The sequence below is a fragment of the Streptomyces sp. NPDC028991 genome (genome assembly GCF_055564775.1).
The window spans coordinates 69221-86376 of record NZ_JBVHVP010000012.1 but is presented as its reverse complement, the minus strand read 5'-3'; the positions used below and the strand labels follow the sequence as shown (position 1 = coordinate 86376).

Below are 17156 nucleotides of genomic sequence, written 5' to 3'. Positions count from 1 at the left end.
CCCAAAACCAACCAAACCCCCCCCCCCCCCCCCCCCCTTTTCCCCCCCCCCCCCCCCCCCCCCCCCCCCCCCCCGGCGCCGGCGACATCGGGGTTGACCTGATCTCGCTCCACGCCCGGGTCGGCGCACTGGTCGAGACCACTGACATCCACGTTCCACGGAGGCCGGGATTCCGCGCCCGCCGCATTCCGGCTCACAGCAGCACACGGGCCTGACGGGGCGGGCCGACGGGCGGAGTCCGGCGCTCACCGACCACTCCCGGCTGTTCCCGTTCCGGGTAAATGGACACATGCGCTTTTCCGTCAAGTTCCACAGCGGGCACACAAAAGCTCCACACACGCATCACTATGTGACGCGGCGGAAACGTCGACGACCGGCGTCTCAGGGGAGCGACGGCGTGTCACGGGGAGGGGCGGGCTCCGCGAGGAGCGTGCCCCGCCCCTGTCCGGGGGAGGGAATCTCACCGCATGAAGCGGACCATTCGCACTACGGCACTCGCGGCCGGCGCGCTGATAGCGTCGCTCGGCCTGCCGGCCGGCCCGGTCCACGCCGACGCCCCGGCACCGCGCGTCGACCTGCGCGTGCTGGTCGTGAGCGACGGAGGACCGGCCACCGACGCCATCGCCGCCGAACTGGAGACCGCGGGCACCCCGTACACGGAGGTCGACCTGCGGGACGCCGACCGGCCCGTGATCGACGCGGGCTACCTCGCGGACACCGTGGACGGACGCCCCCGGGCCAAGTTCCAGGCCGTCGTCCTGCCCAACGACAACCCCTTCCCGGCGGACTCCGCGGAGATGGCGGCGCTCGCGTCCTACGAGCAGACGTACGCGATCCCGCAGGTCGACGCCTACACCTACGCGCGCCCCGAGGTCGGACTCCAGCCCGCTGTCGGCACCGGGTACGCGGGCAGCGTCGACGGGGTCCGCGCGGAGGTGACGCAGGCCGGGCTGGCCGGACCCTTCGGCTACCTGGACGGCGCCGTCCCCTTCGAGGACAACTCCCCCACCGTGGGCGAGTCCTACGCCTATCTCTCGACGCCGGCACCGGGCGCCGACTTCGTGCCGTACGTCCAGGCGGCGATACCCGGGCGGCCCACGAAGGGCTCCCTGGTGGGCGAGTACCGGCACGACGGGCGGCGCGAACTGGTCGTCACGTTCGTCTACAACCAGCACCAGCGGCAGTTCCGGCTGCTGGCCCGCGGCATCGTGGAGTGGATGACCGCAGGAGTCCACCTCGGCGCGAACCGCAACTACTTCGCCGTGCACGTCGACGACGTCTTCGCGGCCGACGACCGCTGGGACACCGAGCTCGACTGCACGCCCGGCGACGTGGACTGCCCGCCGGGCGAGGGCACCCCGAACCCGATCCGCATGGTCCCGGCCGACGTCGACCACGCCACCGCCTGGCAGGACAGCCGGGACTTCACCCTCGACCTGGCCTACAACGGTTCCGGCAGCGTGGACCACCGCCAGGACAACGGCGGCGCCGACCCGCTCGCCGACAGGCTGATAGCCGACCGGAACCGGTTCCGCTGGATCAACCACACGTACACACACGCCTTCCTCGGCTGCCGGCAGGACGTCGCCGTCGTCCCGTGGAAGTGCGCGACCGATCCCGACGGCAGCACCCAGTGGGTGAGCCGGAACGAGATCGCCGACGAGATCGCCACCAACCGGGTCTGGGGCGAGACGGCCGGACTTCCGCTGGAGAACGACGAGTTGGTGACCGGCGAGCACTCGGGCCTGAAGGTCACCCCGCAGCAGCCCGAGGACAATCCGAACCTGGGCCCCGCCCTGGCGGACACCGGCATCGCCTGGCTCGCCTCGGACAGCTCCCGCGACCCCGTCCAGCGGCAGGTCGGCAGCGCCACGACGGTGTCCCGCTATCCGATGAACGTCTTCTACAACGCGGGACGGGCGGCCGAGCAGGTCGACGAGTACAACTGGATCTACACCAGCCGCGCCCAGGGCGGCAGCGGCATCTGCGAGGACAACCCCGCCACCTCCACCTGCCTGTCCGCCCCGCTGGACACGGCCACGGGCTACGCCGACCACATCGTGCCGCTGGAGACGCGGATCGCGCTCGGGCACGTCCTGTCCAACGACCCCAAGCCGCACTTCATCCACCAGTCGAACCTCGCCGAGGACCGCATCGCCTACCCCGTCCTCGACGGCGTCCTGGAGGGCTACGCCGACCTGTTCGCCGACAGCACCCCCGTGGTGAACCTCCGCATGGAGGACATCGGCGTCGAGATGCGACGCCGCGCCGCCTGGCGGAGCGCGGTCGACGCCGGCCAGGTCACCGCGTACCGCGTCGGTGACACCGTGACCGTCCGGGCACCGGCCGGCGTGGCCGTGACGGCGACGATGCCCGCCGGCACCCTGCGCGGGGGCTCGGGCTTCGGCGCGGCCTACGCCGGCGCGCTGTCCGGCTGGACCCCGACCGCCGGCGGGCCGCTCACCCTCACCCTGCCGTCGTCGGCCACCGCGCCCTCCGCCGTCGCCGAGTCCGGCGACACGGCCACCGCGACACCCACCGCGCCCCGCACCCGCGTACCGGCCGGCGTGAGCGAGCCGGTGCCGTACGGCGCGCAGCCCTGAGCGCCGCCACCACCGCGGGTCCGGTCAGCCGACCCGACCAGTCCACACCTCGGCCGTGGAGCACATCCATGCACGTTCCCCACGGCGCGCGACGCTCCGGCGCGTCGCACGTCACCCTGCTCACCGAAGGCACCTACCCGCACAGCCACGGCGGCGTGAGCGTCTGGTGCGACCAGCTCGTCACCGGTATGCCCGACCTCGACTTCGACGTCATCGCCGTCACCGGCACCGGCCGCGAACCGCTCGTCTGGGACATCCCCGGGCACGTCTCGCGGGTCGTCTCCGTCCCCATGTGGGGGCCGGCACCGGAAGGGCGCGCGCCGCGCGGGCGGGAGCTCAACCGGCTCGCCGCCGCCTACGAGAGGTTCGTGGCCGCGCTGCTCGACGCCCGCGCCGAGGACGGGTTCGGCCCCGCCCTGTACCGGCTGGCACGGGCCGCCGCGGACGGGCGGCTCAGCCCGTTCCTGCGCGGGGACCGGGCGATCGGCATCCTGACGGCCGTCTGGAACCGGCCGGGACTGCCCGTGCGCGAGGCCCGGCCCACCCTGCACGACGCGGTCACCGCGACCGCGCTGCTGGAGCACGCCCTGCGTCCGCTGGCCGCGCCGTACCCGGAGGAGGGCGTGTCGCACGCGGTCAGCGGCGGTGTCGCGGTCCTGCCCGGCCTCGCCGGACTGGAGCGGCACGGCGTGCCGCTGCTGCTGACGGAGCACGGCGTCTACCTGCGCGAGCGCTACCTCGGCTACCGCACCGCCCCCTACCGCTGGCCGGTGAAGGCGCTCCTGCTGGGCTTCTTCCGGCTGCTGGCCGAGGAGACCTACCGCAGGGCCGCCCTGATCACGCCCGGCAACCGCTACAACCGGCTGTGGGAGGAACAGGGCGGTGCCGCCCCGGAGTCCATACGCACCGTCTACAACGGCGTGGACCCAGCCGCCTTCCCGCCCGCCGGGCCCGAGCCGGCCCGGCCGGTGCTCAGCTGGGCCGGACGGGTCGACCCGATCAAGGACCTGGAGACCCTGATCCGCGCCTTCGCCCTCGTCCGGGCCGAACTGCCCGCCGCGCGGCTGCGGTTGTTCGGGGGCACCCCGCGCGGCGGCGAGGCCTACCGGGAGCGCTGCGAGGCGCTCGCGGCGGAGCTGGGGCACGGTGACGCGGTCACCTTCGAGGGCCGGGTCGAGGACATCAAGGACGCGTACGCCGCCGGGAACGTCGTGATGCTCTCCAGCATCAGCGAGGGCTTCCCCTTCACCCTGATCGAGGCCATGTCGTGCGGCCGGGCGACCGTCTCCACGGACGTGGGCGGTGTCCGCGAAGCCGTCGGCGACACCGGTCTCGTGGTGCCGCCGCGCGATCCGGCCGCCATGGCCGCCGCCGCACTGGAGCTGCTGGGCCACGCCGAGCGGCGCCGGGCGATGGGGGAGGCCGCCCGGCTGAGGGTGATCGAGCAGTTCACGCTCCGCCAGACCATCGACACCTTCCGGTCCATCTACCTGGAGCTGTCGGCGTTCGGCGGTACGGCCGCGCACGCGGCGGCCGGCGAAGAAGCCGCGTGGGGGACGGTGGACCGGACGCCGGTGAGGAGTGCGACCGGATGAGCGGACCCATGGCCCTGGAACCCGGCGGCGCGGAGCACGACACGCTGGCGCTGCGCCTCGCCGAGGCCCGCACACCCGCCCCGCGCACCGCGGACCAGCACACTCTCGCCCTGGCCCGCCCCGGCCACGGCGTCCGGTGGGACGCGGTCGACGGGCTGGCCGCCGAACTGGCCGACCGCATCGCGCCCGCCGTCCATCCCTACGAGGTGGCCGCGCTGCTGGAGTCCGAGGGGCTGACCGGCGAGGTGATCCGGGAACGGTACGGGCACTCCGGCCTGTTCTCCCTCGCCAAGGCGCTGTACGAGCGCGTACCGCGCTCCTTCCCGGACCCCGCGCGCCCCGCCGACCCCTGGCGGCCCGACCACGTGCGGTGCGCGCTGCGGGGCGCGTTGTTCGCACTGCCGGGTCTCGCCTACGCACTCGCCGGGCGCCTGCTTCCCCAGGACGGCGCGGTACGGGCCCTGGTGGTGGCGGGGCTCCTCTCCTGGGCCTGGAACCAGGCGCTGGGCCACCGGGCGTACCTGCGGCTGGCGACCGGACGCGGGGAGGCGGGCCGCACCCTCCTCAAGGGGGCGCCGGTGGGCGCCGTCGCGGCGAGCGCGGCCGGGGTGTTCCTCGCCGGTTCCGGCGCCACTGCCTGGGCCGTGGTGGCCCAGTCGGGGTACCTCGCGGCGGCCGGTGTGCTGCTGGTGCTGGGCCGGGAGCGGCTCCTGCTGGCCGCGCTCGCGCCGGTGATCGCCGGCGCGGTGGCGCTGCCGTGGTGGGAGCCCGGGACCGTCCTGCGGGCGGGACTGCCGTCGCTGACGTTCCTGGGCGCGGTGGCCGCGGCCGGCTGGGCGCTGCGTGGCACCCTCGCGAACGCGCCGGTGGCGGCCGCCGTCCGCCCGCGCCCGCTCCGTTCGCTGCCGTACGGCCTGTTCGGGCTGGCCGCGGGAGCGCTCGTGTTCCTGGCGGGCCGTCACCACCCGTGGGCGGTGATCGTGCTGACCCTGAGCATGGGGCCGGCGGAGTGGCTGCTCTACCGCTACCGCGGTCTGTCGGTGGCGGCGCTGCGGGCCGCCGCGACGCCGGCCGGTTTCCGCCTTCGTTCGGCCGCCGTCCTCACGGGCTGCCTGCTGGTGTATCTCGGTCCGCTGGTGCCCGCGGCGCTGCTCGTCGACGCCGAACCCGTCACGCTGCTGCTGCTCGCGGCGGCCCTGTGGACCTCGCTGCTGCTCCAGGCCTTCGGCGTGGCCTGGCCGCCGGCCGCGCTGTGCCTCGCGGCGGCCGCCGGTGCCGGATCGGTCTCCCTGGCCGGCCTGCCACCGGGCTCGGCGACCGCCCTGCCGCTGTGCTGCGGCGCCGCCGCGCTCTGCCTCACGGTGTGCGTGCTGCGGCTGCTGGGCCGGCCGGCGGCCCATGCGTGAGGCCCCGGCTGGACCGCCGTACCGCCGCCGGACCCGCACGGGCCGTTCCCGGTCCTCGGGCGCCGCCACCCGCCGGTCCATCGACCGACCGGCTGAACCGCTGAACCGCAGACCCACCGACCCACCGACCCACCGACCCACCGACCCACCGACCCACCGACCCACCGACCGGAAGGATCCCGCGTGGCCGCCACACCGCTCGCCGCCGTCACCGGAGCCGAGGGATTCATCGGCTCCCACCTCACCGAGGCGCTCGTCGCCTCCGGGCACCGGGTGAGGGCCATGGCGCAGTACAACTCCTTCTCCTCCTACGGCTGGCTGGAGACCCTCTCCCCCGACGTCCTCGACCAGGTCGAGATCGTCCTCGGCGACGTCCGCGACCCCGGCTCGGTCCGCGGTCTCGTCGAGGGCGCCGACTGCGTGTACCACCTGGCCGCCCTCATCGCCATCCCGTACTCCTACCAGGCACCGCACAGCTACGTGGACACCAACGTCACCGGCACCCTGAACGTGCTGGAGGCGGTGCGCGCCCAGGGCACACCCCGGCTGGTGCACACCTCCACCAGTGAGACGTACGGCACCGCGCGGACCGTGCCGATCACCGAGGACCACCCGATCAACACCCAGTCGCCGTACGCCGCGTCCAAGGCGGGCGGGGACCGGCTGGCGGACAGCTACCACGCCAGTTTCGACACGCCGGTGGTGACGCTGCGGCCCTTCAACACCTACGGGCCCCGGCAGTCCATGCGGGCGGTGATCCCCACGGTCATCGGCCAGGTCGCGGCCGGGGAACGCACCATCACGCTCGGCGACCTGCGCCCCACCCGGGACTTCACCTTCGTCAAGGACACCGCTCAGGCGTTCCTGGCGGTCGGCACCGCGCCCGCCGAGCGGGTCGTGGGCCGTACGTTCAACGCCGGGACCGGGGGCGAGATCTCCGTCGGCGACCTGGTGGCGCTCATCGGCAAGGTGATGGACACCGCCCTCGACGTGAGGGAGGACGAACAGCGGCTGCGGCCCGCGAACTCCGAGGTGATGCGGCTGGTCGCCGACGCGACCCGGCTGCGGGCGGCGACCGGCTGGAGCCCGGGGCACGACCTGGAGCAGGGCCTCGCGCACACGGTGCAGTTCTTCCGCGACCCGGCCAACCTCGCCCGCTACAAGACCGGCATCTACAACATCTGACCACGACCGGCACGTGAACCGAGGGGGGAACCTCATGCACGCAGTGATCCTGGCCGGAGGCAAGGGCGTCCGGCTGCGGCCCTACACCACCGCGCTGCCCAAGCCGCTGGTGCCCATCGGCGACCAGCACGCCATCCTGGAGATCGTCCTGCGCCAGCTCGCCGCGGCCGGGTTCACCGGCTGCACCATCGCCATAGGCCACCTCGGCGAGATCATCCGGGCCTACGTCGGCGACGGCTCGCAGTGGGGCCTGACCGTCGACTACGCCACCGAGGAGAGCCCGCTGGGCACCATGGGGCCACTGCTCACCATGCGCGAGCGGCTGCCGGAGCACTTCCTGGTCATGAACGGCGACATCCTCACCGACCTCGACTACGCCGACGTGCTGCGCCGGCACAGCGCCTCGGACGCCCCACTGACCATCGCCACGTACGCCAGGAAGGTACACATCGACTTCGGGGTCCTGACCACCGACGCCAGCAGGGTCGTCGCCTTCACCGAGAAGCCCAGCATGGACTACCGCGTCTCCATGGGCGTGTACGGACTGACCCGGGCGACGCTCGACGGCTACACGGCGGGACTGCCGCTCGGCTTCGACGAGTTGGTGCTCGACCTGTTGCGCGCCGACGACCCGCCGCACGCCTACGACTTCGACGGCTACTGGCTCGACATCGGCCGTCCCGACGACTACGACCGGGCCAACGCGGAGTTCACCAGCCGCAAGTCCCTGCTGCTCAAGGGAGCCTGAGCACCACATGCGCATTCTCGTCCTGGGCTTCACCGGATATCTGGGCGGCCACGTCGCCGAACGGCTGCGTGCCCTGCCCGGCGCGCGGGTCCTCGGCGGCGGCCGATCCCCCGCCGCCGACGTCCGCGTCGACCTCGCCACCGACCCGGTCGACCGGCTCGCGGAGGCCGTGGCGTCGGCGGCCGTCGACACCGTCGTCAACTGCGCGGGCGCGACCGGCGGCGATCCGGTGGCGCTCGCCGAACTCAACGCCCGTGGGCCGGCCGTCCTGTGCGCGGCGCTGCGCCGGGCCCGGCCCACGGCCCGTCTGGTCCACCTGGGTTCGGCCGCCGAGTACGGGCCGGGGACCGAACGGGTCAGGGTGCCGGAGTCCGCGGCCACCCGGCCCCTCACCGCCTACGGCGCCACCAAACTGGCCGGCACCGTCACGGTCGCCACCTCGGAACTGGACGCGGTGGTCCTGCGGATCGGCAACCCGGTGGGGCCGGGCGCACCGCCCTCCGGCCTGCCCGGCCGGGTCACCGGACTGCTGCGCGCGGCGGGCACCGACCCGGGCGCCGTGCTCCGGCTGGGCGACCTGTCGGCGTACCGGGACTTCGTGGACGTACGCGACGTCGCGCGGGCGGCCGAACGCGCGGTCACCGCGACCGGACCGTTGCCCCGCGTGCTCAACATCGGCGGCGGCGACGCCGTCCCGGTGCGCCGCCTCGTGCGGACGCTCGCGGACACCGCCGGCTTCCGCGGCCGGATCGAGGAACAGGGCGCCGGTTCCGTCCGTTCGGATCAGGTGTCCTGGCAGTGCTCCGACACCACCGCCGCCCGGGCCGCGCTCGGCTGGCGTCCTTCGTACTCACTGGACGAGTCACTGGCCGCGCTGTGGTCGGCAGGCGCCCACCCACCGTCCCCCACCCCGGAAGGCGTCCGCCCGTCGTGAGCCTGCTGATCCCGCTGTACGTCCACCCGGCCGAGGACCCGGGCTCCTGGCACCGGCTCATCACGGTGGCCGACCGCACGTACGGGGTCGTCGTCAACCCCGCGAACGGGCCGGGTGACGCGCCCGATCCCGCCTTCGTCGCGGTCGCCCGCGCGCTGCGTGCGGCGGGCGCCCGCCTGCTCGGCTACGTCGACACGGACTACGGCACGCGTCCGGCGGCCGAGGTCGCCGGGGACGCTCTGCGGCATCGCGAGTGGTACGGGGCCGACGGGTGCTTCCTGGACCGGGTGAGCTCGGCCGCCACCGAGCTGTCCGCCTGCAGAGCGGTGGTGCGGGGTCTGCGCCGGCAGGGCTCGGGCCCGGTCGTACTCAACCCGGGGGTCCACCCCGCACCGGGGTACGCGCGTCTGGCCGATCTGGTGGTCACCTTCGAGGGCCCCTGGTCGGCCTACGTGTCCGCGTTCAGCCGACCGGACTGGACGCTGCGGCACTCCCCGGAGCGGTTCTGCCACCTGGTGTACGGGGTCCCCGAGGCGCTGGCCCCGCTCGCCGTACGCACCGCGCGCGAGCGCGGCGCCGCCGTGTCCGGGCCCGTCACGGGTCAGCCGCCCAATCCGTGGGCCCGGCTGACCCCCGTACTGCCCGGAGCGGAGAGATGAGCAGCACTGGGAGGAAGGAGAGGAAGGGAAGGAAGGGGAGGAAGGGAAGGGGCAGGAAGGGGAGGGGACGGTCGTCGGTCGCGCTGACGGCGGTCCTGGCCCTCTCGGTGCTGAGCGCGTGCTCCGGCGCGGACGGCACGCCGCCGCCCGCCCCGTCCACCGCCGCGGTGTGGCAGCCCCGGCCCGGGCTGGCCTGGCAGTGGCAGCTCGACGGGAAGGTCGACCCGTCGGCCGACGTGCCGGTCTACGACATCGACGGCTTCGAGAACGACGCGGCCGACGTGGACCGGCTGCACCGCGCCGGCCGCAGGGTGATCTGCTACGTCAACGTGGGGGCCTGGGAGGACTTCCGGCCCGACCGGGACGCCTTTCCCCCCGCGGTGCTGGGCGAGCCCAACGGCTGGCACGGCGAGCGCTGGCTCGACATCCGCCGGATCTCCGTACTGCGGCCGATCATGGAGCGGCGGTTCGACATGTGCCGCGACAAGGGGTTCGACGCGGTGGAACCCGACCTGGTGGAGGGATACGCCGACCGGACGGGCTTCCCGCTCACCGCCCGGGACCAGTTGGCGTACAACCGGATGATCGCCGAGATCGCCCACGAACGGGGTCTGGCGGTGGGACTCAAGAACGACCTGCCGCAGGTCCCGCAACTGGTGGACGACTTCGACTTCGCGGTCAACGAGCAGTGCGCCGAGTACGGCGAGTGCGCGCGACTCACGCCCTTCGTCGAGGCCGGCAAGGCCGTCTTCCACGTCGAGTACAGCGAGCCGGCCCGTGGTTTCTGTCCCGAGTCACGCCGGCTGGGGCTGTCCTCGATGCTGAAGAGACCGGAGCTCGGGGTCTGGCGCGAACCTTGCTGACCGCGGCATACGGCAGGATGGGACCATGAGCGTAGTCAAGATCAACGTACTGACCGTCCCCGCCGAGCAGCGCGAGACGCTGGAGAAGCGCTTCGCCTCGCGGGCACATGCCGTGGAGAGTTCCGACGGATTCGAGTGGTTCGAGCTCCTGCGCCCGGTTGAGGGCACCGACGACTACCTCGTCTACACGCGCTGGCGTGACGAGGAGTCCTTCCGGGCCTGGATGGAGGGGCCCATGAAGGCGGCGCACCAGGGCGGCGGCGCGGAGGGCGCCGAGCGCCCGAAGCCGGCGGCGAGCGGGTCCACGGTGTGGTCCTTCGAGGTGGTGCAGCAGGCGGCTCCGAAGACCGCGTGAGGTGCTCACAGGCCACGGGATGTCCGCCGCCTGCGCCGTCGGCGCCCTGATCGACCAGGGCGCCGACGGCGCCGCCCTCGCGGCCGACGGGCGCTTGCGCAAGGCCGCGGCCGGGTGACGATCCGGCAGTCGCCGGCCGGGGCGGCGGCCGGCGACTGCCGGGTGCCGGACTCAGGTGAGCTGGACGATGAGGTCTCCGCCCTCGACCTGCTGGATGCGGTTGATGGCGAGCCTGCTCACCGTCCCGGACTTGGAGGCGGTGATCGTGGCCTCCATCTTCATCGCCTCGATGGTGGCCACCGTGGCGCCGGCCTCGACCTCGTCGCCCTCGGTGACGACGAGGGTCACCACACCCGCGAAGGGCGCCGCGACATGGCCGGGGTTCGACCGGTCGGCCTTCTCCGTGACCGGGACGTCGGAGGCCGCCGAGTGGTCGCGGACCTGGATCGGCCGGAGCTGGCCGTTCAGGGTGGACATCACGGTGCGCATGCCGCGTTCGTCGGCGTCGCCGACCGCCTGGAGTTCGATGAGCAGGCGGACGCCGGGGTCGAGGTCGACCGTGTACTCCTTGCCGGGGCGCAGCCCGTAGAAGAAGTCCTTACTGTCCAGGACGCTGGTGTCGCCGAACGAGGCACGGTGGGTGTCGAACTCGCGCGCCGGTCCGGGGAACAGCAGCCGGTTGAGGGTGGCCCGCCGGTCCTTGGCCAGCCCGTTGCGGTCCTCACCGCTCAGTTCCGCGATCGGCTTGGCCTCGGCTCGGCCCCGCAGCGCCTTGCTGCGGAACGGCTCGGGCCAGCCGCCGGGCGGGGTGCCCAGCTCGCCGCGCAGGAAGCCGATGACGGAGTCGGGGATGTCGAACCGGTCCGGCTCCGCCTCGAAGTCCGCCGGGGAGACGCCGGCACCCACCAGGTGCAGGGCCAGGTCGCCGACCACCTTGGAGGACGGCGTGACCTTCACCAGGCGGCCCAGCATCCGGTCGGCGGCGGCGTACATCGCCTCGATCTCCTCGAAGCGGTCGCCGAGGCCGAGGGCGATGGCCTGGGTGCGCAGGTTGGAGAGCTGCCCGCCGGGGATCTCGTGGTGGTAGACGCGGCCGGTCGGGGCGGCCAGACCCGCCTCGAAGGGCGCGTAGACCTTGCGGACGCTCTCCCAGTACGGCTCCAGGTCACCGACGGCCTGGAGGTCGAGGCCGGTGGGCCGCTCGGTGTGGTCGGTCGCGGCGACGATCGCCGACAGCGACGGCTGCGAGGTGGTGCCCGCCATGGACGCCACCGCCCCGTCGACGGCGTCGGCGCCGGCCTGGATCGCGGCGAGGTAGGTGGCGAGCTGCCCGCCGGTGGTGTCGTGGGTGTGCAGGTGCACCGGCAGGTCGAACTCGCGGCGCAGCGCGGAGACCAGGGTCGCCGCGGCCGGTGCGCGCAGCAGTCCGGCCATGTCCTTGACGGCCAGGACGTGTGCGCCGGCGGCGACGATCTTCTCGGCGAGCCGCAGATAGTAGTCGAGCGTGTAGAGCCGCTCGGAAGGGTCGGACAGGTCGGCGGTGTAACAGAGGGCCACCTCGGCGACGGACGTGCCGGTCTGGCGTACGGCGTCGATGGCGGGCCGCATCTGGTCGACGTCGTTGAGGGCGTCGAAGATGCGGAAGACGTCGATGCCGGTGGCCGCGGCCTCCTGCACGAAGGCGTCGGTCACCTCGGTCGGGTACGGGGTGTACCCCACGGTGTTGCGGCCGCGCAGCAGCATCTGGAGGCAGATGTTGGGCACGGCCTCCCGCAGGGCGGCCAGCCGCTCCCACGGGTCCTCGGCGAGGAAGCGCAGGGCTACGTCGTAGGTGGCGCCGCCCCAGCACTCCAGGGACAGCAGCTGGGGCAGGGTCCGCGCGACCTGCGGGGCGACGGCGAGCATGTCCTTGGTGCGGACCCGGGTGGCGAGCAGCGACTGGTGGGCGTCGCGGAACGTGGTGTCGGTGACGCCGATGGTGGGCGAGTCGCGCAGCCAGCGGGCGAAGCCCTCGGGGCCGAGTCCGGCGAGCCGCTGCCGGGAGCCGGCCGGGGGTTCACCGGCGGCGGGCGGTGCCAGTTTGGTCAGCGGGTCGGCGATTTCGGGTCGCTCGCCGTGCGGCTTGTTGACCGTGACGTCGGCGAGGTAGGTGAGCAGCTTGGTGCCGCGGTCAGCGGAGTGGCGGGCGGTGAGCAGGTGCGGGCGCTGCTCGATGAAGGACGTGGTGACCTTGCCGGCCTGGAAGTCGGGGTCGTCCAGCACCGCCTGGAGGAAGGGGATGTTGGTGGCGACGCCGCGGATGCGGAACTCGGCCACGGCGCGCCGGGCGCGGCCCACGGCGGTGGCGAAGTCGCGGCCCCGGCAGGAGAGTTTGACCAGCATCGAGTCGAAGTGGGCGCTGATCTCCGTGCCGGCGTGGGTGGTGCCGCCGTCGAGGCGGATGCCCGAACCGCCGGGTGAGCGGTAGGCGCTGATCTGCCCGGTGTCCGGGCGGAAGCCGTTGGCCGGGTCCTCGGTGGTGATGCGGCACTGGAGGGCCGCGCCGCGCAGGGTGATGTTCTCCTGGGCGAGACCGAGGTCGGCCAGTGTCTCGCCGGCGGCGATGCGCAGCTGGGACTGGACGAGGTCGACGTCGGTGACCTCTTCGGTGACCGTGTGCTCGACCTGGATGCGCGGGTTCATCTCGATGAAGACGTGGTTGCCGTCGCGGTCGACGAGGAACTCCACGGTGCCGGCGTTGCGGTAGCCGATCTGCCGGGCGAAGTTCACGGCGTCGGCGCAGATTCGCGTCCGCAGGTCCGGGTCGAGGTTGGGGGCCGGCGCCAGCTCGATCACCTTCTGGTGGCGGCGCTGCACCGAGCAGTCCCGCTCGAAGAGGTGGATGACGTCGCCCTGGCCGTCGGCGAGGATCTGGACCTCGATGTGGCGGGGTTCGACGACGGCCTTCTCCAGGAAGACCGTGGAGTCGCCGAAGGCGGAGGCCGCTTCCCGGGACGCCGCCTCGATGGCCTCGCGCAGCTGGGCGGGTTCCTCGACGCGGCGCATGCCGCGCCCGCCGCCGCCCGCGACCGCCTTGACGAACACGGGGAAGCCGACGTCGTCGGCGGCGCGGACGAGTTCGTCCACGTCGGTGGAGGGCGCGGAGGAGCCGAGGACCGGCACACCGGCCTCGCGGGCGGCGGCGACGGCGCGGGCCTTGTTGCCGGTCAGTTCGAGGATCTGGGCGCTCGGTCCGACGAAGGTGATGCCGGCCTCTTCGCACGCGCGGGCCAGTTCGGGGTTCTCGGACAGGAATCCGTAGCCCGGGTACACGGCGTCGGCTCCGGCCCGGCGCGCCGCGCGGACGATCTCCTCCACGGAGAGGTACGCGCGCACCGGGTGTCCCGGCTCCCCGATCTCGTAGGCCTCGTCGGCCTTCAGCCGGTGCAGCGAGTTGCGGTCCTCGTGCGGGAAGACGGCGACGGTGCGCGCGCCGAGCTCGTAGCCCGCGCGGAAAGCGCGGATCGCGATCTCACCGCGGTTGGCGACCAGCACCTTGCGGAACATTCTTGATCCCTTCAGCCTGCCGGGTGACGAGACCATGGTGTCGGCGCCGCCCTCGGTACGCCATGTGAGCCGGACCACTCCCGACTCTGTCATGAACCTGTGCCGTTGCGGACGGGCTCAGACGTCGGAGTCGATGCCGGTGACCACCGAGGGTCCGAGGGGAGCGCTGTTCCGGTCCAGGCCGACCGTCCGCAGGGCGGAGTCCGCGACCTCCTGGGCGCGGCCCTCCGCGTGGCGGGCGGTGTCCGCCTCGACGGTGAGGCGGATGGTGAAGGTGCCGTCCTCGTTGACCGAGAGGGCGTCGAGGTCCTCCTCGTCCCCCAGGTTGGTGCGGTGCGGGTCCGCCGGGCGCAGTGCCCGGGCGAGCTCGTCCTTCGTGCCGTCCCGGACGGTGCCGGTGAACGTTCCCGGCACCGAGATGACATACGTCGTCATGGCACTCCTCCTTCGCGTCCTTCGCGATCCCCTCCGCCTACCCCGTTCCCGCCGCGGGACCCGGCCGGGACGTCTTCGTCACCCGAGGGCGGCGGTGAGGCGGTGGCGGATGCGGTCGACGCCGACCGGTGTGCGGGAGGGGGCGGCGGTGGTGCAGCCGGGCAGGCCGGCCTTGGCGAGGGTGCTGAGCAGTGCCCGGGGACCGCTGTCGAGGTAGGTGGTGAACCCGGCCAGGCTCATCGCGCGCAGGGTCCGGTGGAAGGCCAGGGGCTCGGTGAGGTGGGCGGCCGCCACCGTGCGCAGCTGGGCCGGGGTGCGTGCGGGCCGCGCCATGGTGGCCGTGTACACGGTGAGTGTGGGCGGGGCGACGGCCTGCGCCCGCAGGAGGCGTCGGAAGGCCCGGTGGACCCCGGTGAGCAGTGGGTGGTGGTAGGCGGTGCGGCTGGTCAGCGGGGTGGCGCGACGGCCGAGCGCCCGGACCGTTCGCCGGACGGCGGCCAACTGGTCGTCGGGCCCGGCCAGGACCGTCTGGCCGGGGGCGTTGTGGGCGGCGACCCGGACCTGCGGCAGGCCCTCGGCGTTCAGGAGGTCCGCGGCCAGCTCGGCGGTCATGTCGGTGGCCAGCAGGCCCGCCGCCGGCAGCGCGGCGTCGCGCAGCAGCCGGTCGCGGACGTGCAGCAGCCGGACGCCCTGTTCCAGGGTGATGACTCCGGCCACGGTGAGCGCCGCGAGGTCGCCCACGCTGTGGCCGAGCACCGCGTGGACGGGTGGGGTCGCCAGGTCGAGCAGGACGGTGGCGGAGGCGACCACCGCGGCGTAGGTGGCCAGGTCGAAGGCCAGGGGCTCGGCGAGCAGGAGTGGCTCGGGGCCGGGTGCCCCGGCGTCGGTGAGGAGGCGGCCGACGGGTGTCCCGGTGCCGCCGAGTGCGGTGCTGTGGGCATCCACCCTCCACAGCACCTTCGAGACGGACGGGACGTCGCGCAGGTGACGCAGTGCGCCGGGGAGGTAGGCCCCCTGGCCGGGGCACATCAGCACGGTGCGCGGTGTGCCGACGGCGGGGGCCGGGAGGTCGTCCGTCATGAGGCGTCGGCGAAGGCGAGCGCGACGTTGTGTCCGCCGAAACCCATGCTCGTGGTGACGGCCGCGAGGGGCCCGGAGGGCAGTACCGCGGGAGTGCGGCCGACGACGTTCAGGTCGATCTCGGGATCCACCCGTTCGAGGCTGCACGCGGGCGGTGCGGTTCTGTCCCGCAGGGCGAGGACGGTGAGGACGGCCTCGATGGCCCCGGCGGCCCCGAGTGTGTGCCCGAAGGCGCCCTTGGTCGCGCTGACCGCCACGTCGTCCAGTACCCCGGCGAAGACCTTGTGCAGCGCCTGCGCCTCGCCGAGGTCGCCGAGCGGTGTGGAGGTGGCGTGCGCGTTGATGTGCCGCACCTGCTCCGGAAGGAGCCCGGCGTCGTGGAGTGCGGCGTCGACGGCGGCCGCGCAGCCTGTTCCGCCGGGCGCGGGCTGGGCCACGTGGTGGCTGTCGTTGGTGATGCCCGCGCCGGTCAGCCGGCCGTGGACCCGGGCCCCCCGGGCGGCGGCGTGCCCGGCGCTCTCGACGACGAGCACGCCGGCGCCCTCCCCCATCACGAAGCCGTCCCGGTCGGCGTCGAAGGGTCTGGACGCCCCCTTGGGGTCGTCGTGGCGCCGGGAGAGGGCCTGCAACCGCGCGAACCCGGCCAGGGCGAGCGGGTGCAGCGCGGCCTCGGCACCGCCCGCGACGACGATGTCGGCGCGGCCGTCCCGGATCAGGCCGAGGGCCTGGGCGAGTGCTTCGGCGCCGGAGGCGCAGGCACTGACCGGGGCGTGCACCCCGGCCCTGGCACCCACCATCAGCCCCACCTCGGCGGCCGGGTGGTTGGGCAGCATGACCGGGATGGTGCGCGGGCTCACCCGCCCCGCGCCCCGGGTCTCCAGGCGGTGGTTCTGCTCCAGGACGCTGGTGAGTCCGCCCAGTCCCACCCCGACGACCACGGCCACCCGCGAGCCGCCCGCGGAGAGTGACGAGGCGTCGGGGAACCCCGCGTCGCGTACGGCCTCCCGGGCGGCGACGAGGGCGAACTGTGCCGAGCGGTCGCAGTGCGCCGCTTTGGCGGACGGCAGGACCGCGGTGGGGTCCACCGCGGCCGGGGCCGCGAGGTACACCTGCTCGGGCCCTCCCGGCGTTCCGAAGTCGACGCGCTCGACGCCGCACACGCCGCCCAGCAGGGCCCGCCAGGTGGAGGGGACGTCGCCGCCCAGCGCGGTCGTCAGTCCCAGTCCGGTGACGACGGCGGCCCGTTCCCCGGGGGCCGGGTCGGCCGCGTGCCGTGGGCTCACGCGTTGCCGCCCGCGGGGGCGGTGACGGCTTCGGCGAGGTGGGCGGCGATCTGCCGCACCGTCGTGAGCCGGTCCGCCTGCTCCGGCGGTACCTCGATCTGCCATCGGTCCTCGATCGCGGCGACCAGTTCCAGCCTGGCCAGCGAGTCGACGCCCAGGTCGTCCGTGAGGGAGGAGTCCGGGTCGATCTCCTCCACGGACAGGTCCTCGACCGTGGCGGCGAGCAGGTCCCGCACTTCTTCGAGCAGCTGTGGTTCCTCAGCGGTGGACGGCATGTCCGGCTCCTCCTTGGTCCGTGCACGGCGCGCCCGGAGGCGGTGGGCGGGAGGACCCGGCCTCCTCGGGCGCGCCACGGTGTCCGGCGACCTGCCGGTTGCACGCCGACAGACTGTCCCGCCGTCCGGCACGGTAAGCGCCGTGTACGGGAGGACGGCGGAGCATCGGGGTCACGTGAGGGGCTCCCG

At 73.8% G+C, this 17156-nt stretch carries 14 protein-coding genes; 9 read left to right on the top strand and 5 right to left on the bottom strand.

Annotated elements, in window-relative coordinates; translation table 11 throughout:
* Positions 1-467 precede the first annotated feature (467 nt).
* The 9 genes from ACZ4V1_RS23035 (at position 468) to ACZ4V1_RS22995 (ending at position 10348) form a co-directional block, all read left to right on the top strand.
* Positions 468-2603, top strand: coding sequence for a hypothetical protein (locus ACZ4V1_RS23035; RefSeq protein WP_468339046.1), 2136 nt, complete (start codon positions 468-470; stop codon positions 2601-2603).
* Positions 2604-2671: 68 nt separating this feature from the next.
* Complete coding sequence (gene pelF / locus ACZ4V1_RS23030) at positions 2672-4198, top strand: GT4 family glycosyltransferase PelF (RefSeq protein WP_468339044.1); 1527 nt, start codon at positions 2672-2674, stop codon at positions 4196-4198.
* On the top strand, positions 4195-5604 hold the full coding sequence (locus ACZ4V1_RS23025) for a hypothetical protein (RefSeq protein WP_468339042.1): 1410 nt from the start codon (positions 4195-4197) through the stop codon (positions 5602-5604). Before pelF ends, ACZ4V1_RS23025 begins: the two co-directional genes overlap by 4 nt.
* Positions 5605-5787: 183 nt before the next feature.
* Positions 5788-6789, top strand: coding sequence for a GDP-mannose 4,6-dehydratase (locus ACZ4V1_RS23020; protein WP_468339040.1), 1002 nt, complete (start codon positions 5788-5790; stop codon positions 6787-6789).
* Between the two features lie 34 nt (positions 6790-6823).
* Entirely contained in the window at positions 6824-7537 is a 714-nt protein-coding gene (locus ACZ4V1_RS23015) for a nucleotidyltransferase family protein (RefSeq protein ID WP_468339038.1), read from the top strand.
* A 7-nt stretch (positions 7538-7544) separates the two neighbouring features.
* On the top strand, positions 7545-8471 hold the full coding sequence (locus ACZ4V1_RS23010; RefSeq protein WP_468339036.1) for an NAD-dependent epimerase/dehydratase family protein: 927 nt from the start codon (positions 7545-7547) through the stop codon (positions 8469-8471).
* Positions 8468-9130: a spherulation-specific family 4 protein gene (locus tag ACZ4V1_RS23005; protein ID WP_468339034.1), complete on the top strand. Its 663-nt coding sequence runs from the start codon at positions 8468-8470 to the stop codon at positions 9128-9130. Before ACZ4V1_RS23010 ends, ACZ4V1_RS23005 begins: the two co-directional genes overlap by 4 nt.
* The gene (locus tag ACZ4V1_RS23000) at positions 9127-9993 is read left to right on the top strand and encodes an endo alpha-1,4 polygalactosaminidase (RefSeq protein WP_468339032.1); all 867 of its coding nucleotides are present in this window, start codon (positions 9127-9129) and stop codon (positions 9991-9993) included. The genes ACZ4V1_RS23005 and ACZ4V1_RS23000 overlap by 4 nt, the downstream gene beginning before the upstream one ends.
* Positions 9994-10018: 25 nt before the next feature.
* Positions 10019-10348: an antibiotic biosynthesis monooxygenase family protein gene (locus tag ACZ4V1_RS22995; RefSeq protein ID WP_468339030.1), complete on the top strand. Its 330-nt coding sequence runs from the start codon at positions 10019-10021 to the stop codon at positions 10346-10348.
* 171 nt (positions 10349-10519) lie between these two features.
* On the opposite strand, the gene ACZ4V1_RS22990 is transcribed toward ACZ4V1_RS22995, so the two are convergent.
* The 5 genes from ACZ4V1_RS22990 to ACZ4V1_RS22970 all read right to left on the bottom strand — a co-directional run bounded on the left by ACZ4V1_RS22990 (position 10520) and on the right by ACZ4V1_RS22970 (position 16967).
* On the bottom strand, positions 10520-13894 hold the full coding sequence (locus tag ACZ4V1_RS22990) for a pyruvate carboxylase (protein WP_468339266.1): 3375 nt from the start codon (positions 13892-13894) through the stop codon (positions 10520-10522).
* A gap of 117 nt (positions 13895-14011) precedes the next feature.
* The gene (locus tag ACZ4V1_RS22985; RefSeq protein WP_468339028.1) at positions 14012-14329 is read right to left on the bottom strand and encodes a hypothetical protein; all 318 of its coding nucleotides are present in this window, start codon (positions 14327-14329) and stop codon (positions 14012-14014) included.
* Positions 14330-14407: 78 nt separating this feature from the next.
* Positions 14408-15409 carry an ACP S-malonyltransferase gene (locus ACZ4V1_RS22980; RefSeq protein WP_468339026.1) on the bottom strand — a complete coding sequence of 334 codons (1002 nt, stop codon included), beginning with the start codon at positions 15407-15409 and terminating at the stop codon, positions 14408-14410.
* The gene (locus tag ACZ4V1_RS22975; protein ID WP_468339024.1) at positions 15406-16692 is read right to left on the bottom strand and encodes a beta-ketoacyl-[acyl-carrier-protein] synthase family protein; all 1287 of its coding nucleotides are present in this window, start codon (positions 16690-16692) and stop codon (positions 15406-15408) included. Before ACZ4V1_RS22975 ends, ACZ4V1_RS22980 begins: the two co-directional genes overlap by 4 nt.
* Complete coding sequence (locus tag ACZ4V1_RS22970) at positions 16689-16967, bottom strand: acyl carrier protein (protein ID WP_468339022.1); 279 nt, start codon at positions 16965-16967, stop codon at positions 16689-16691. Before ACZ4V1_RS22970 ends, ACZ4V1_RS22975 begins: the two co-directional genes overlap by 4 nt.
* Between the last annotated feature and the right edge of the window lie 189 nt (positions 16968-17156).

Coding starts and splice junctions, on each gene's coding strand:
- ACZ4V1_RS23035 (WP_468339046.1), top strand. CDS start 468: ATGAAGCGGACCATTCGCACTACGGCACTCGCGGCCGGCGCGCTGATA.
- pelF (WP_468339044.1), top strand. CDS start 2,672: ATGCACGTTCCCCACGGCGCGCGACGCTCCGGCGCGTCGCACGTCACC.
- ACZ4V1_RS23025 (WP_468339042.1), top strand. CDS start 4,195: ATGAGCGGACCCATGGCCCTGGAACCCGGCGGCGCGGAGCACGACACG.
- ACZ4V1_RS23015 (WP_468339038.1), top strand. CDS start 6,824: ATGCACGCAGTGATCCTGGCCGGAGGCAAGGGCGTCCGGCTGCGGCCC.
- ACZ4V1_RS23010 (WP_468339036.1), top strand. CDS start 7,545: ATGCGCATTCTCGTCCTGGGCTTCACCGGATATCTGGGCGGCCACGTC.
- ACZ4V1_RS23000 (WP_468339032.1), top strand. CDS start 9,127: ATGAGCAGCACTGGGAGGAAGGAGAGGAAGGGAAGGAAGGGGAGGAAG.
- ACZ4V1_RS22995 (WP_468339030.1), top strand. CDS start 10,019: ATGAGCGTAGTCAAGATCAACGTACTGACCGTCCCCGCCGAGCAGCGC.
- ACZ4V1_RS22990 (WP_468339266.1), bottom strand. CDS start 13,894: ATGTTCCGCAAGGTGCTGGTCGCCAACCGCGGTGAGATCGCGATCCGC.
- ACZ4V1_RS22985 (WP_468339028.1), bottom strand. CDS start 14,329: ATGACGACGTATGTCATCTCGGTGCCGGGAACGTTCACCGGCACCGTC.
- ACZ4V1_RS22980 (WP_468339026.1), bottom strand. CDS start 15,409: ATGACGGACGACCTCCCGGCCCCCGCCGTCGGCACACCGCGCACCGTG.
- ACZ4V1_RS22970 (WP_468339022.1), bottom strand. CDS start 16,967: ATGCCGTCCACCGCTGAGGAACCACAGCTGCTCGAAGAAGTGCGGGAC.